Origin of the sequence: Pantoea sp. OVA07A, from assembly GCF_019969975.1 — a bacterium.
Classification (GTDB): domain Bacteria; phylum Pseudomonadota; class Gammaproteobacteria; order Enterobacterales; family Enterobacteriaceae; genus Pantoea; species Pantoea agglomerans.
The window spans coordinates 198557-212353 of record NZ_JAHXYM010000003.1 but is presented as its reverse complement, the minus strand read 5'-3'; the positions used below and the strand labels follow the sequence as shown (position 1 = coordinate 212353).

The 13797-nt window shown below is 53.1% G+C and carries 10 protein-coding genes; 4 read left to right on the top strand and 6 right to left on the bottom strand.

Going from position 1 to position 13797, the window contains the following annotated elements:
• Positions 1 to 37: 37 nt before the first annotated feature.
• The gene (locus tag LC417_RS12145) at positions 38 to 2818 is read right to left on the bottom strand and encodes a flavocytochrome c (protein WP_223565895.1); all 2781 of its coding nucleotides are present in this window, start codon (positions 2816 to 2818) and stop codon (positions 38 to 40) included.
• A gap of 588 nt (positions 2819 to 3406) precedes the next feature.
• On the opposite strand from LC417_RS12145, the gene LC417_RS12140 reads away from it, so the two are divergent.
• Both LC417_RS12140 and fumA read left to right on the top strand, forming a co-directional pair.
• Positions 3407 to 4915 (top strand): anion permease, encoded by a 1509-nt coding sequence (locus LC417_RS12140; RefSeq protein ID WP_010247273.1) that lies wholly within the window; start codon positions 3407 to 3409, stop codon positions 4913 to 4915.
• A gap of 156 nt (positions 4916 to 5071) precedes the next feature.
• A complete protein-coding gene (gene fumA / locus LC417_RS12135) occupies positions 5072 to 6718 on the top strand; it encodes a class I fumarate hydratase FumA (RefSeq protein ID WP_187515538.1) in 1647 nt (548 codons plus the stop codon).
• Between the two features lie 154 nt (positions 6719 to 6872).
• Here fumA and LC417_RS12130 read toward each other — a convergent pair whose 3' ends face one another.
• From LC417_RS12130 to LC417_RS12110, 5 genes are all read right to left on the bottom strand, one after another.
• Positions 6873 to 7304 carry a hypothetical protein gene (locus LC417_RS12130; protein ID WP_062759227.1) on the bottom strand — a complete coding sequence of 144 codons (432 nt, stop codon included), beginning with the start codon at positions 7302 to 7304 and terminating at the stop codon, positions 6873 to 6875.
• Positions 7301 to 7669 (bottom strand): DUF2778 domain-containing protein, encoded by a 369-nt coding sequence (locus LC417_RS12125; protein ID WP_062759225.1) that lies wholly within the window; start codon positions 7667 to 7669, stop codon positions 7301 to 7303. The genes LC417_RS12130 and LC417_RS12125 overlap by 4 nt, the downstream gene beginning before the upstream one ends.
• A 10-nt stretch (positions 7670 to 7679) precedes the next feature.
• Positions 7680 to 8171 carry a type VI secretion system tube protein TssD gene (gene tssD, locus LC417_RS12120; protein ID WP_033760320.1) on the bottom strand — a complete coding sequence of 164 codons (492 nt, stop codon included), beginning with the start codon at positions 8169 to 8171 and terminating at the stop codon, positions 7680 to 7682.
• A gap of 1001 nt (positions 8172 to 9172) precedes the next feature.
• Entirely contained in the window at positions 9173 to 9829 is a 657-nt protein-coding gene (locus LC417_RS12115; protein ID WP_062759223.1) for an SDR family oxidoreductase, read from the bottom strand.
• 88 nt (positions 9830 to 9917) lie between these two features.
• Positions 9918 to 10985, bottom strand: coding sequence for an SDR family oxidoreductase (locus LC417_RS12110; protein ID WP_158132293.1), 1068 nt, complete (start codon positions 10983 to 10985; stop codon positions 9918 to 9920).
• 100 nt (positions 10986 to 11085) lie between these two features.
• Between LC417_RS12110 and LC417_RS12105 the strand changes: the two genes are divergently transcribed.
• Positions 11086 to 11988, top strand: a complete 903-nt coding sequence (locus LC417_RS12105) for a LysR family transcriptional regulator (RefSeq protein WP_010247278.1) — start codon at positions 11086 to 11088, stop codon at positions 11986 to 11988.
• 321 nt (positions 11989 to 12309) lie between these two features.
• Entirely contained in the window at positions 12310 to 13758 is a 1449-nt protein-coding gene (locus tag LC417_RS12100) for a sugar porter family MFS transporter (protein WP_010670306.1), read from the top strand.
• Positions 13759 to 13797 lie beyond the last annotated feature (39 nt).

Sequence of the window (13797 nt, the reverse complement as noted above, 5' to 3'; positions counted from 1 at the left end):
AGCGGCATCCGCAGAGCGCGGATGCCGGAGACGACCCTTAACGTAGGGCGTAAGCGGCGGCGTTACCACCGGCCAGAATGCCGAAGATAATGATATCGGCGACTGCGTTACCGCCGATGCGGTTCGCGCCGTGAATGCCGCCAACCACCTCGCCACAGGCCCAGGCGCCGTTAATCACCTGTTTCTGGCTGTCCAGCACCGCGGTGGTGGTGTCGATGGTGACGCCGCCCATGGTGTGGTGTACGCCCGGTGCAACACGAATCGCGTAGAACGGTGCTTCACTCAGAGGATGACGCAGCGCGGTCTGACGACCGAAGTCTTCATCTTTCTGCATGATAACGAAGTTGTTGTAACGGGCCAGCGTGGCTTCCAGCGTATGATGCTCACTCATGTTGAGTTTCACCGCCAGTTCTGCCACGGTTGGCGCGCTGACCACAAAGCCTTTGGCGATATATTCGTCAGCCGCTTTGTTATTCATCCGCACCTGCTCGTCAAACACAATCCAGGCACTCTTCTCTGGCAAGGCGATAATCTGCGCCGAGACTTTATCGCGGGTTTCCATTTCGTTGTAGAAGCGCTCACCCGCCTGACTGACCAGGATAGCACCGCCGCCACGAATGGATTCGGAGACCAGATAAGAGGTGGTCTGTTCAACCGTTGGGTGAATCTGGATTTCGCCCATATCCACGGTACCGGCACCAATTTTTTCCAGCATGGCAATACCGCTGCCGGTGGCGCCTTTGTGGTTGGTGGTGACAAAGCCATCGAGTTCAGGGCGATATTTCACTACCAGTTCACGGTTCGCACTGAATCCGCCAGTCGCCACAATCACGCTTTTCGCGTTCAGGATACGGCTGTCGTTGTACTCATCGACCACTCTCACACCCGCTACCGCACCGTTCTCATAAAGGATTTCTGAGACTGAGGTTTCCAGCAGGACTTCGATGTTGCGGCTGTTGATGTTTTTAACCAGACCGCTGATCAGGAAGCCACCCACCGCTGAACGATCCGCCGGACGGTGGGTACGATCGATGCTCATCCCGCCGGTAATGGTGATGTCGTTAAGCTCAATGCCGTGATTCGCCAGCCACTCGATAGCCTCCGGCGCCAGCTCTACAAACTCACGTAGCAGCACCGGATTATTTTTAAACTGACCGCCTTTCAGCGTCTCCTCGTAGAACAGCTCTTTGCTGTCTTCGATGCCTTTGAGTTTCTGGAAACGGGTTTCCGCGGCGTTCATGCCCACTGAAGCTTTAATGGTGTTACCGCCGATGGTCGGCATCTTCTCGATGATGACCACGCGCGCACCTTCATCGTGCGCCTGAATCGCCGCCGCAAGACCGGCGCCGCCGCTGCCCACAATCACCACATCGTAATTCTGCGGTGCGTTAGGGTTGCCGCCCTCTTCAATCACATGCTCTTTGCTGGAGGTGGTCAGCGCGCGTGAAACCGCTTTTTTCAGCGCCTCACTCTGGGTAGTCGCACCGGTAATTGCATCGACGTGTGGGCTGTTGGCCACCAGGATGCGGCTACGCAGGCTTTCAAAGGTGGTGGTGAAGTCCACATCCAGGGTGTCATCCGGCACCAGCGAGATGTCAGTGATACGGTCAGTATCCAGCGTAACGTTGATTTTCAGTTTCAGCGCTTCGGCTTCGACTTTTTCCTGATAGACGCCCGCTTTGTATTTACGGCCCGATTCACTCATGTCGCGGATCATCGCATCGACCAGGGAGAAGCGCCACAGCGGTTCCGGGATCTGCAGCTCTTCGCGTTTGTTGCTGTCGATGTAGAGATCGAGGTGTTCGTTATTAATGATGCGGTCAGCCCAGTTCGGGTAAGCGATGCAGGCTTTACCAATCGCCACCAGATCGTAGCCTTTCTCCAGCGCCAGCTCGGCATCGGCTTTATTGACGACGCCGCCAACGCCAATCACCGGCACTTTTGCCAGCACAGGCGAACGCATCGCGACGAACTTCTCAATCAGCGGCGTCGGATCCTGGGTATCGACAATGGACGGACGCAGCAGCTGACCTACCGAGAAATGGACGTAATCGAGTCCACGCGCCGCCAGTTTTTCCAGCAGATAGAGCGTGTCGTCAAAGCGAATGCCGGGCACTTCGATCTCTTCCGGCGAGAAGCGATAGCCGATGATGAAAGAGTTATGGGCGAAGCGCTCAGCCATCTTGTGGGTGATTTCCAGCACTTCCAGCGGGAAGCGTGCGCGGTTATCGCGGCTGCCGCCCCACTTGTCATCGCGCTGGTTAGAGTTCGGTGAATAGAACTGCTGAATCAGGTAGGTGTTAGCACCATGAATTTCGACGCCATCGAAACCGGCCTTGATAGCGCGGTTCACCGCATCACCAAATTTGGTGATCATGGTTTCGACTTCTTCGGCGCTCAGCGCCAGGGGTTTGGTTGCCCCTTCACGCGGTGCCGCGATGGCGCTTGGCGCAACCGGCGTTTTGCCACCAATCAGCTCCGGTTCCACCATACGGCCGCCGTGATAGATCTGCAAAATGGCCGTAGAGCCTTCAGATTTAATCGCGTCCGCAATGCGTTTCAGACCAGGGATTTTGTTGTCGCTGTCGATAGCAATGGCACCCGGAAATGCCGGGCCACGGTTGTCAATGAAGCAGCATTCAACGATCACGGTTCCGATGCTGCCTGCACGTGCGCGATAGTACTCGACCAGCTCACTGGTGACCGTACCGTCATAAAAGCCGGTACAGGTGGTCATCGGTGCCATTACCAGTCGGTTTTTCAACACAGCGCCATTAGGCAGGGTCAGTGGATTAAGGATAGGGGTGAGAGATTTCATTGCGATAAACTCCAAGATTTAAAAGTCTGGAAATTTTTTAGCGGACGCAAATTATCGCTTAATTAAGTGGTCCGATGTCATGAGACTAATATACCCTTTTCTTTGCTTTCATAAGCGATAAATTTACTTTTTTAACTTTTAAATGATTTAGAGTTTTTATTTGCCGAATGCATAAAGTGAAGTTATATTAATTGTTAATCATGGGTAACCAAAAATCAACCATTCGTTTACATAAAAAATAAATCGTTTATCATCATGTGGTTAAAGCAAGGCATTCAGTTTGCGTGAGCTGGTGATTTGTCGACCAGCTTCACAGAACCGTCAAAATGTCGATGCCGTAAATATAAATAAAAAATAAATGTTAAAAATGGGGAATAATGAATTAATTTCTTTGATCTGGATCAAAATCTATATTTGCAAAAATCGCATCATATTTACATGGATTTAAAAATGCAGCTCAATAGCTAAGCAGTCGATTAAAAAATCAGTGCATCGCGGTTTATTCACACTATTAAGAATAAGAAAGAAAGTCATCAGTGAAGGTCCGGGGCGCAAATCGCATTCTTCTTAACTTGCAGATAAAATACTATGAAACCACTCTCAGCTGTAACTGAACCCCCAAAAGTCGCACCTGCGGCGCCGGGTAAAAAGAAAGCTATCATGCTTGCTCTGCCGGTGCTCGTTGCCGTGTTGCTGTTGCTGGTGCCCACACCAGCCGGACTCGAACCCTACGCCTGGCACTTCTTCGCCATCTTCGTCGGCGTGATTGTCGGATTGATCTTTGAACCCCTGCCAGGCGCGGTGATCGGCCTGACCGGCGTGGTAGTCATCGCGCTGTTCAGCCAGTTTCTGCTCTTCAGCCCGGCTGAACTGGCTAACCCGAAATTCAAAGTCGCCAGTGAGTCGTTCAAATGGGCGGTAAGTGGGTTCGGCAACTCCACGGTCTGGCTGATCTTCGGTGCCTTTATGTTCGCCGCAGGTTATGACAAAACGCAGTTTGGTCGCCGCCTGGCCCTGATTCTGGTGAAGTATCTGGGTCGCCGCAGTCTGACGCTGGGTTATGCCATTACCTTTGCTGACCTGCTTCTTGCGCCCTTTACGCCGTCAAACACCGCGCGCAGTGGCGGTACCATCTACCCGATTATTGCCAACCTGCCACCGCTTTACGGCTCTAAACCTAACGACCCGAGCGCCCGTAAAATCGGTTCCTATCTGATGTGGGTAGCGATTACCGCGGCCTGTATTACCAGCTCCATGTTCCTCTCTGCGCTGGCACCCAACCTGCTGGCACTGGCACTGGTAAAAAGCATCGTCGGTTTTGATATCTCATGGGGCATGTGGTTCCTGGCCTTCCTGCCGCTGGGTGTGCTGCTGATTCTGACCATGCCGCTGCTGGCTTACTGGTTCTACCCACCTGAAGTTAAAATCAATGATGAAGTGCCGAAATGGGCCATCGCTGAACTGGAAAAACTGGGCAGACTGACCCGCAATGAAATCCTGCTGCTGGTGTTTGTGGTCTGCGCCCTGCTGATGTGGATTTTCGCCACCTCGTGGATCGAACCGGCCATGGCGGCGCTGCTGGTGGTCGTTCTGATGCTGTGGACCGGCGTACTGACCTGGAATGACATCACCAGTAATAAACCGGCCTGGAACACCTTTGCCTGGTTCGCCACCCTGGTGGCACTGGCCGATGGTCTGGCCCGCGTCGGCTTTATTACCTGGTTAGGTAAAGAGGGTGGCATGCTGCTGCAGGGTTATGACCCACAGGTTTCGGCCGTGGTGCTGTTAATCGCCTTCTTCCTGCTGCACTACCTGTTTGCCAGTACCACCGCACACACCACCGCGCTGTTACCGGCCATGCTGACCATTGCAGCCTCCATTCCGGGCATCAATATGCCGGTCTTCTGCCTGATGTTGTGTACCTCTCTGGGTGTGATGGGCATCATCACGCCATACGGTACTGGTCCAAGCCCGATTTACTACGGCAGCGGTTATCTGCCTACCAAAGACTACTGGCGTCTGGGAACCATCTTCGGTGCCATCTTCTTAGGCTCCATGATGCTGATTGCCTATCCGTGGATGGTGTGGTTGTTCTGACGGATACAACATGCAGATCAACGCGTTATAAGATACCATTCCTGCACTTCCCCACCGCACCCGCGGTGGGGAAGCATAATAAACAATTAATTCGCCTATGATGTTGCACCCCGCAGCCTGTCCGCGGAGGTTCAGCCGGTCATTAAGTGAGAAAAAATGTCGAACAAGCCTTTTGTCTATCAGAACCCTTTCCCGCTGTCCCACGAAGATACCGAATACTATCTGCTGAGTCGTGAGCATGTCTCCGTCTCCGAGTTTGAGGGTCAGGAGATCCTTAAAGTCGATCCACAGGCACTGACGTTACTGAGCCAGCAGGCGTTCCACGACGCCTCTTTTATGCTGCGTCCGGCCCACCAGCAGCAGGTCGCCTCCATCCTTGATGACCCGGAAGCCAGCGACAATGATAAATATGTCGCCCTGCAGTTTTTAAGGAACTCTGAAATTGCCGCTAAAGGCGTGCTGCCAACCTGTCAGGATACCGGCACCGCGATCATCATGGGCAAAAAGGGCCAGCGCGTCTGGACCGGCGGCGGTGATGAAGCTGCGCTGTCACAGGGTATCTACAACACCTATATCGAAGATAACCTGCGCTATTCGCAGAATGCCGCTCTGGATATGTATAAAGAGGTGAATACCGGCACTAACCTGCCAGCGCAGATCGACCTCTACAGCGTGGATGGCGATGAGTACAAGTTCCTCTGTATCGCCAAAGGTGGCGGTTCCGCCAATAAAACCTATCTCTATCAGGAAACCAAAGCGCTGCTGAGCCCGGGCAAGCTGAAAAATTACCTGGTAGATAAGATGCGTACCCTCGGCACCGCAGCCTGTCCGCCCTACCATATTGCGTTTGTCATCGGCGGCACCTCGGCAGAAAGCACCCTGAAAACCGTGAAGCTCGCCTCAACTCACTATTACGACGGGCTGCCCACTGAAGGCAACGAGCACGGTCAGGCGTTCCGCGACGTTCAGCTGGAGCAGGAACTGCTGGAAGCGGCGCAGCAGCTCGGTCTGGGTGCGCAGTTTGGCGGCAAATATTTTGCACATGATATCCGCGTGGTGCGTCTGCCACGTCACGGCGCCTCCTGCCCGATCGGCATGGGCGTCTCCTGCTCGGCTGACCGTAACATCAAAGCGAAGATTAACCGTGAAGGTATCTGGATTGAGAAACTGGAAGCCAACCCAGGCCGCCTGATCCCGGAAACACTGCGCCAGCAGGGCGAAGGTGAAGCGTTGCAGGTTGATCTCAACCGCCCAATGGAAGAAATTCTGGCGCAACTGTCCTCTTATCCGGTTTCAACCCGCCTGTCACTGACCGGCACTATTATCGTGGCGCGCGATATTGCACATGCAAAACTCAAAGAGCGCATCGATAACGGCGAAGGATTACCGCAGTACATCAAAGATCATCCGGTCTATTACGCTGGCCCGGCGAAGACGCCTGAAGGTTATGCTTCTGGTTCACTCGGCCCGACCACTGCCGGTCGTATGGATTCTTACGTGGATCTGCTGCAGGCGCACGGCGGAAGTAAGATCATGCTGGCCAAGGGCAATCGCAGCCAGCAGGTGACGGATGCCTGTCATAAACATGGCGGCTTCTATCTCGGCAGCATTGGTGGTCCGGCAGCGGTGCTGGCGCAGCAGAGCATCAAAAGTCTGGAATGCGTGGAGTATCCCGAGCTGGGAATGGAAGCGATCTGGAAAATCGAGGTGGAGAATTTCCCTGCCTTTATCCTGGTCGATGACAAAGGTAACGATTTCTTCCAGCACATTGAGCGCGCGCACTGCGCGAAATGCGTTAAGTAACGAAAAAGACCTTTAATCGAACTGCCTCCGAAAGGCAGGACGCAGGAGATTTTAAAAATTTCCCCGGCTAATCAGTTTAAGGTTGGCCGGGGAACTCAACATAAATTCGCAACTCTTTTATCTGACAACTTTTCCCGGGATGGCTAACCCCCCTTCAGAACTCACGGGAAAGTGTCAAATATCCGTTGAATCGGACAGAGCACTCATCGTTATTTAGTATGCTGGAGACAATATATACATTTTTTGCGCCTTTCACATTGGTATAGGTGTATTTAACCGTCAGGTTCATTGCGCCGTTATTGTGGTAAATATCGAAGTAATCTTTGAGCAAGAGACCTTTACCTGTTATAGCGTCTTTCTGCGCAAACTGATGCGCTAACGCATCGGAAACGAGGGAAAGATTTAGCACTTCAACTATTGTTTTATCTCGCTCAATCCCATTAACACCTTCTTTGGTTATAGCAGATAAGAGCATCTCCTCGGCATAATGCCCCCGAGCGGCGCATTCACTGCCAGATGTATCTGCTGTGTAACCAGCGAACGGTAACAGAGCCAGGGCCAGACTCAGCACATAATGATTAATCACCGCACCACCTCCAGAATTGCGCCGTAATCTTTACTAACCAGTAAGCGTGTTGATGGTCCCATAATTATGCAGCCAGCAGAGGCAAAACCTCTGATGCCGTGGCGTTTGTCTCCGTGCATCCTGAATGTACCCATATCACGCTCATAAGCGTTGACGCTGAGCGGAACCAGGGTAATTGTGAGCGGGCCTTTGCTGGTTCCGGTACTGCCGATTCTCCAGGTTCCTCGCGGGATTGGACCCATACCACGAACCTGCTCGCGATCAGGATTATTTTTGTTTGTAAGAATACCAGAGTAGCCTGTTTCAATTAACTTGCCATCGCGATATAACTCACCCGTACTTTGTTTATAAATCCATTTAGCCATTGTGATTTCCTTATGCTGTTTTCTGCTCTTCCAGGCTATCGGTGTGTTTAATATTGCCATCTGTATAATGCCAAGCTATTTGTTCATAACGCAGCCCGACATGCTCTACGTGACCGTGCCTTTCAAAATCCGGGTCTTTGGTATCGAACATAACCGTCACGACGTGACAAACCTTCACACACTCGAGTTTCGTTACGAAATACTCCTCTTCCTGACCGTTGTAATTGATGCGGTAGAAGCTGAACACTGCTTTTGCTAGCGTTTCCCCTGTTGTTAGCGCTTTATACAATTGCGGCGATGCGCTATCAATAGTTTTTTCAAAAGTATAAGCCTCATGTTGCCGCGCGCCTGTCACTGCACCTGTTGTGTCGTCCGTGGGAATAAATAAATTATGCTGCATCCCAGTTACCTCAATGCTTCCTTCGCGTTCAGTGACATCGACAGAGCCTTTTATTAACTTCCCTTCTTCATCGTAAAGCCACAGATATACTGGTATAGCCATTTAACACACTCCTTTGTCATATGAAGAGTGATAGTATCCTCCGCCTGCACTCCCATTATGAAATGCTGAATGATATTTAATTAATGGCAATCAATAAAAACGCATATATTTCTCCCTTTTCGGTCTGCTCACGCATCCTATCTTTGCCCTCAGGACACCCTCTTTTACTGTAATCTGAACTTAACCGGGCTGAAGCTATTGAGACGCAGGCTGATGCGTTCAGAGTTATAGTGAGGATCCCAGTGTCTATGACCTTTCTCTGCACAACTAATTCTATCTGACTCCTCCAGAATGAAGTCCTGGGATTGAAGCGTGACGAAAAATCTTTTAGCTATCGCGTTATTAAAGCAGTTTCACTTACCCTAAGGACTCTGCACCACATCTGCTGCCCGAAGCTTTTAATGATAATTTGTGATCTGGATCTGCAACCGCAGTTTGATATGAAGCACGGGTGAATCAGCCGCTGATAGCCGCGTAAATGCCTTGACTGACATTTATTAACTCGCGCCGTGGCGGGATTTTCTGAACGACATTCGGACATGACTTCAGTACTGAAGGGGTAAATTATCGGAGAGAGTTAACGCTTTTCGCCGCAAACATAAAATACAGCTACCTCATTGCCCTCTTTTGATTAACGCTGCCACCGGTGCAGTCACGCTGTAAAATACTTACGACCGGCCATTTTCATGAGCGATATTTTCAGACGGGATAACTACATGGCGTATCATCGGCGTTCAGCCTTCAATTTGGTATTTGGCAGTTTTTCAGATAAATAATTGATGAGTAACGGCGTGGGTTTAACAGGCTAATTAATAATGAGCAGAGATTCGGCGACCAACAACCTTGCGCCAACGCCATAACGGGCAGCAGTTTCACGTTAGCCATCCCTCTTATTCCGGGTAATGTCTGACTACCGTAAACTGTAATACAGGAAAAGAGCCTGGACTCTTCCCTGAACTGCGTCTGATTAAGTTGAGTTTCCAACTTTTTGAGGCGGTTTTTTAGCCCCGCAGCAATCGCTGCAACGCCACATCAATCTGCACATCACCTTTGGTGAGTTCGATGATCTGATACTTAATTGCCGGATTTTCGATCAGGCCGACCAGTGTCGCCGCCACATCTTCGCGCGGGATCTCACCATACGGAATCGCCAGATCGGCATGAACCCGACCGGTACCCGCTTCATCGGTCAGCGTACCCGGTCGCAGGATTACCCACTCCAGCTTACTCGCCACCAGCTCCGCATCCGCCAGACGCTTCACCCGCATGTAATTCTCAAATCCCTCTGAGGGTGTTTTGCCGCGACCCGCATCCGGGAAAGCGGAAACCAGCATAAAGCGTGATACTCCCGCCTGCTCTGCTGCGGCAACCGCCAGCTTCAGTCCTTCTCCGTCGATGGCATTGGTCAGCTCGATCCCGGCACCGCCCGCACCCGCCGTGAAGACAGCCACATCGTGACCGGTCATCAGATCTGCCAGTGCCATCACGCTCAGCTGCTGAATATCGCCAGCCACCGGTTTAGCACCAGCGGCATGCAGCGTCTCTGCCTGCTCCGGTTTGCGGTGCAGCGCCGTCACTGTATGGCCTTTACTGCTCAGCTGACGAGTCAGCTTTTGGCCCACTTTGCCCGCTGCGCCGATAATGAAACATGTCGCCATAGGATCCAATCCTCCATTTACTGATTGAGTGCCAGAGTATAGTTATCAGTCAGAAACAAAACAGGCGCCTGATGCGGCGCCTGCTGGGTTATTGCGGGATCACTTTTTCTGCTTTCAGCTTATCAAACAGCTGAGTAAAGGAGTCGAGCGTGCTGCGATAGCCGGTGAAGCCCGCTTTACGGCTCTTACTCATATCGGTAAAGGCTTCCATCGGACGTCCCAGGTCGGCATCGGTATGCCACCAGGAAGCCAGTCTGTTGACATCCGATTCACGCAACTGATGCTGCTCTGCAATCGCCTGCCATGCACTGGCGGCTTCCTGCATGCGATCTTCCAGCGGCATCATCTGCGCCGGGTATTCCGCTGCTTCAATGCCGAAATAGTCAGCCAGTTTTGGCCACATCCAGTTCCAGCGGAACACATCGCCGTTTACCGCATTGAAATCCTGATTAGCGGCATTAGGTGAGGTCGCCGCCCAGTGCAGCTGCTCAGCCAGCAGGCCCGCATCGGTCATATCAACGACACCGTTCCACTGCTCAGGTGAGCCAGGGAAGATAAACGGCCAGCCCTTCTCTTTACACAGCGTTGCGTAGACCGCCAGTGTCTGACCCATATTCATCGCATTGCCCACGGCATAACCGATGATGGTGTGCGGGCGATGCACACTCCAGCGGTAGTCAAACTTCTCTGCACCAGCGAACACTTCATCTTCCTGCGCGTAGTAGAAGTTATCGACCGGCTGACGGCCCTGCTCTTCACGGAACGGCGTGACTGGCACAGCGCCTTTGCCGTAAGCTTCAAACGGACCCAGGTAGTGCTTCAGTCCGGTTACCAGCGCCACGTGCGAACCCTGTAAGCGGTCGCCGAGTGCTTCAATCACATTTCGCACCATGCCGCCGTTAACGCGGATATTCTCTTTTTCATTTTCCTGACGCGCCCAGACGCTAAAGAACAGCGCATCCGGTTTCACTGTTTTCAGCGCGTCCCGGACGGCATCCGCATCGGTCAGATCGGCCGTCAGGCTGGTGACACCTTCAGGTACCGCGCCACGTCCGCGTGACAGACCGCTGACCTGCCAGCCTTCCTTCTGTAATTTATCTGCCAGTCCGCGACCAATAACGCCACTGATGCCCACAATCAAAGCATGCTTTTTCATTTGATTTCTCCTCATTTTGCGTAATGCTAAGCCTAATAGAGAATTCAGTTCTTATCTCTGGCATTTATTCACAGCATTCTCAACCTGAGTTCATTAATCGATGCACGATCATCGCCTCAAAGATATTCTGCCGTTTGTTGCCAGCGTAGAGTGTGGCAGTTTTACCGCCGCTGCGGAGCGTCTGCACGTGACCGGATCGGCGATCAGTAAAAGCGTCAGCCGCCTGGAGACACGATTAGGCTCGCGACTGCTGGAGCGCACCACACGGAGCCTGCACCTAACCGACGCGGGCAGCGCCTATTACCAGACCTGCCTGCGTATTCTGGAGGATCTGGCCGAAGCCGAAGCGGTGCTGGCGGCACAGCGAACGATTCCTTCAGGTCGCCTGCGCCTGGCGGTGCCCACCACCTATGGCCGCCTCAATGTGATGCCGCTGCTGATGCCCTTTTGTCAGCAACACCCGGAACTGGCTCTGAGCCTGAGTTTCTCTGACCGCTTTGTTGACCTGTTTGAAGAGGGCGTGGATGTGGCGGTACGGATCGGCGGCGCGCCCGACCTGCCTGCTTCGCTTGGCTGGCGTAATATGGGCCGCGAGCAGATGCAGTTCTGTGCCTCACCCGCTTATCTGGCACGTGAAGGACGACCTGAAGATGAGGCGGCGCTGCTGAACCACCGCGCCATCCTTTATGAGCGTGTAGATGGCAGCACCAAACCCTGGCTGTTCACCACCGAAGATGGTCAGCCGCACTGGCGCGAGGTGCCATACCGGCTGGCACTGGGCGACGTTGATGCCCAGCTGCAGGCTGTCATCGCCGGGCTGGGTGTGGCACAAATGCCCTCGTGGCTGATTCAGCATGCCGTGAAACAGGGCGATCTGGAGATAATTTTGCCGCAGTTGCAGCCCGAGGGGCTGACGCTGAGCGTGGTGTGGCCACGCCGTAAACAGTTCCTGCCTAAGGTCGATGCACTGTTATCGGCGCTCACCGCGCTGGAAATCCGCTAACCCACCCTGCTATCTGTTTATCGCGGTTGGGATGTTTCATCCTGACTGCGATCATTTAATCTTTCTACACGCTGATTTCCCCCTGTTCTGCCCTGCCTGAACCGCCAGTAACTTATCAATCTCCCCTATAACCCGCTTAAATTTAATGTTTTTATTTTCGCCTTGATGGAATCCCATCAAAATAAAAATGGCGGAAGGGTTGAGCTCACATAATGAAAACTAAGTTTCAAATATAATTTAACCCGAAATAAAAATATCAGTAGGGTGATGTCTTCTTCATGTTCTGACGTTTTGTCTTTGCCGTTATTACCAGGAGTATTCATGGAAAAAGAACTTTATATCTCGTCGAACCCGGCATCCGGTCCAAATAGCACCACCCGCACCGAGCCTTTTGTGAAGATTATTGCGCTGGTCGCCACCCTGGGTGGATTGCTGTTTGGTTATGACACCGGTGTGGTCTCAGGCGCGTTGCTGTTTATGCGCGGCGATCTGCATCTCACCCCATTTACTACCGGGCTGGTCACCAGTTCCCTGCTGTTTGGTGCAGCCTTCGGCGCGCTGGCAGCCGGTCATCTGGCTGATGGCCTCGGCAGACGACGCATTATCATTGCGCTGGCGCTTATCTTCGCTTTTGGCGCTGTCGGCTCGGCGCTGGCGCCTGATGTCACCTGGATGATCGCTTCTCGCCTGTTCCTGGGCTTTGCCGTGGGGGGTGCTGCCGCGACCGTGCCGGTCTACATCGCAGAAATCGCCCCCGCCAATAAACGTGGCCAGCTGGTCACCCTGCAGGAACTGATGATCGTCAGCGGTCAGCTGCTGGCGTACATCTCCAACGCCACCTTTAACGATATCTGGGGCGGCGAAAATACCTGGCGCTGGATGCTGGCGCTGTCGATTGTCCCCGCTGTTCTGCTCTGGATCGGCATGATTTTTATGCCTGAAACCCCGCGCTGGCACGTAATGAAAGGCCGCAGTCAGGCAGCGCGCGAGGTCCTGGAAAAAACCCGTGCCGCCGAAGATGTCGAGTGGGAGCTGGAAGAGATTGAGGAAACCATTGAAGAGAACCGTCAGCGTGGCAAAGGCCGCCTGCGCGATCTCGCCACACCCTGGCTGATGAAAATCTTCCTGCTGGGCGTGGGTATTGCCGCAATCCAGCAGCTGACCGGGGTGAATACCATTATGTATTACGCCCCCACCATGCTGACCGCCGCCGGACTGAGCAACGATGCCGCGCTGTTCGCCACCATCGCCAATGGCGTGATTTCAGTGGTGATGACGCTGGCGGGCATCTGGTTAATCGGCAAAGTGGGACGCCGTCCGCTGGTGTTAATCGGACAGATGGGCTGCACCTGCTGCCTGTTCTTTATCGGGCTGGTCTGCTGGCTGATGCCGGAATACCTCAACGGCACGGTCAACCTGCTGCGGGCTTATCTGGTGCTGGCGGGCATGCTGATGTTTCTCTGCTTCCAGCAGGGCGCATTGTCACCCGTTACCTGGCTGCTGCTGTCGGAAATCTTCCCCGCCCGGATGCGTGGCATCTGTATGGGTGGCGCTGTCTTCTCACTGTGGATCGCCAACTTCGCCATCTCCATGGCCTTCCCGCTGTTATTAGCCGCATTTGGTCTGGCCGGAGCCTTCTTTATATTCGCGGCTATCGGCATCGGCGGTTCTGTTTTTGTTGTGAAGTTTATTCCCGAGACCCGGGGAAGAAGTCTTGAGCAGGTCGAGCACTATTTCTATGCGCTTTATAACGGCAACGGCAAAAAATAGTGCCTGAAACGTCTGTATTGAATAATCCACGGCCCGCGT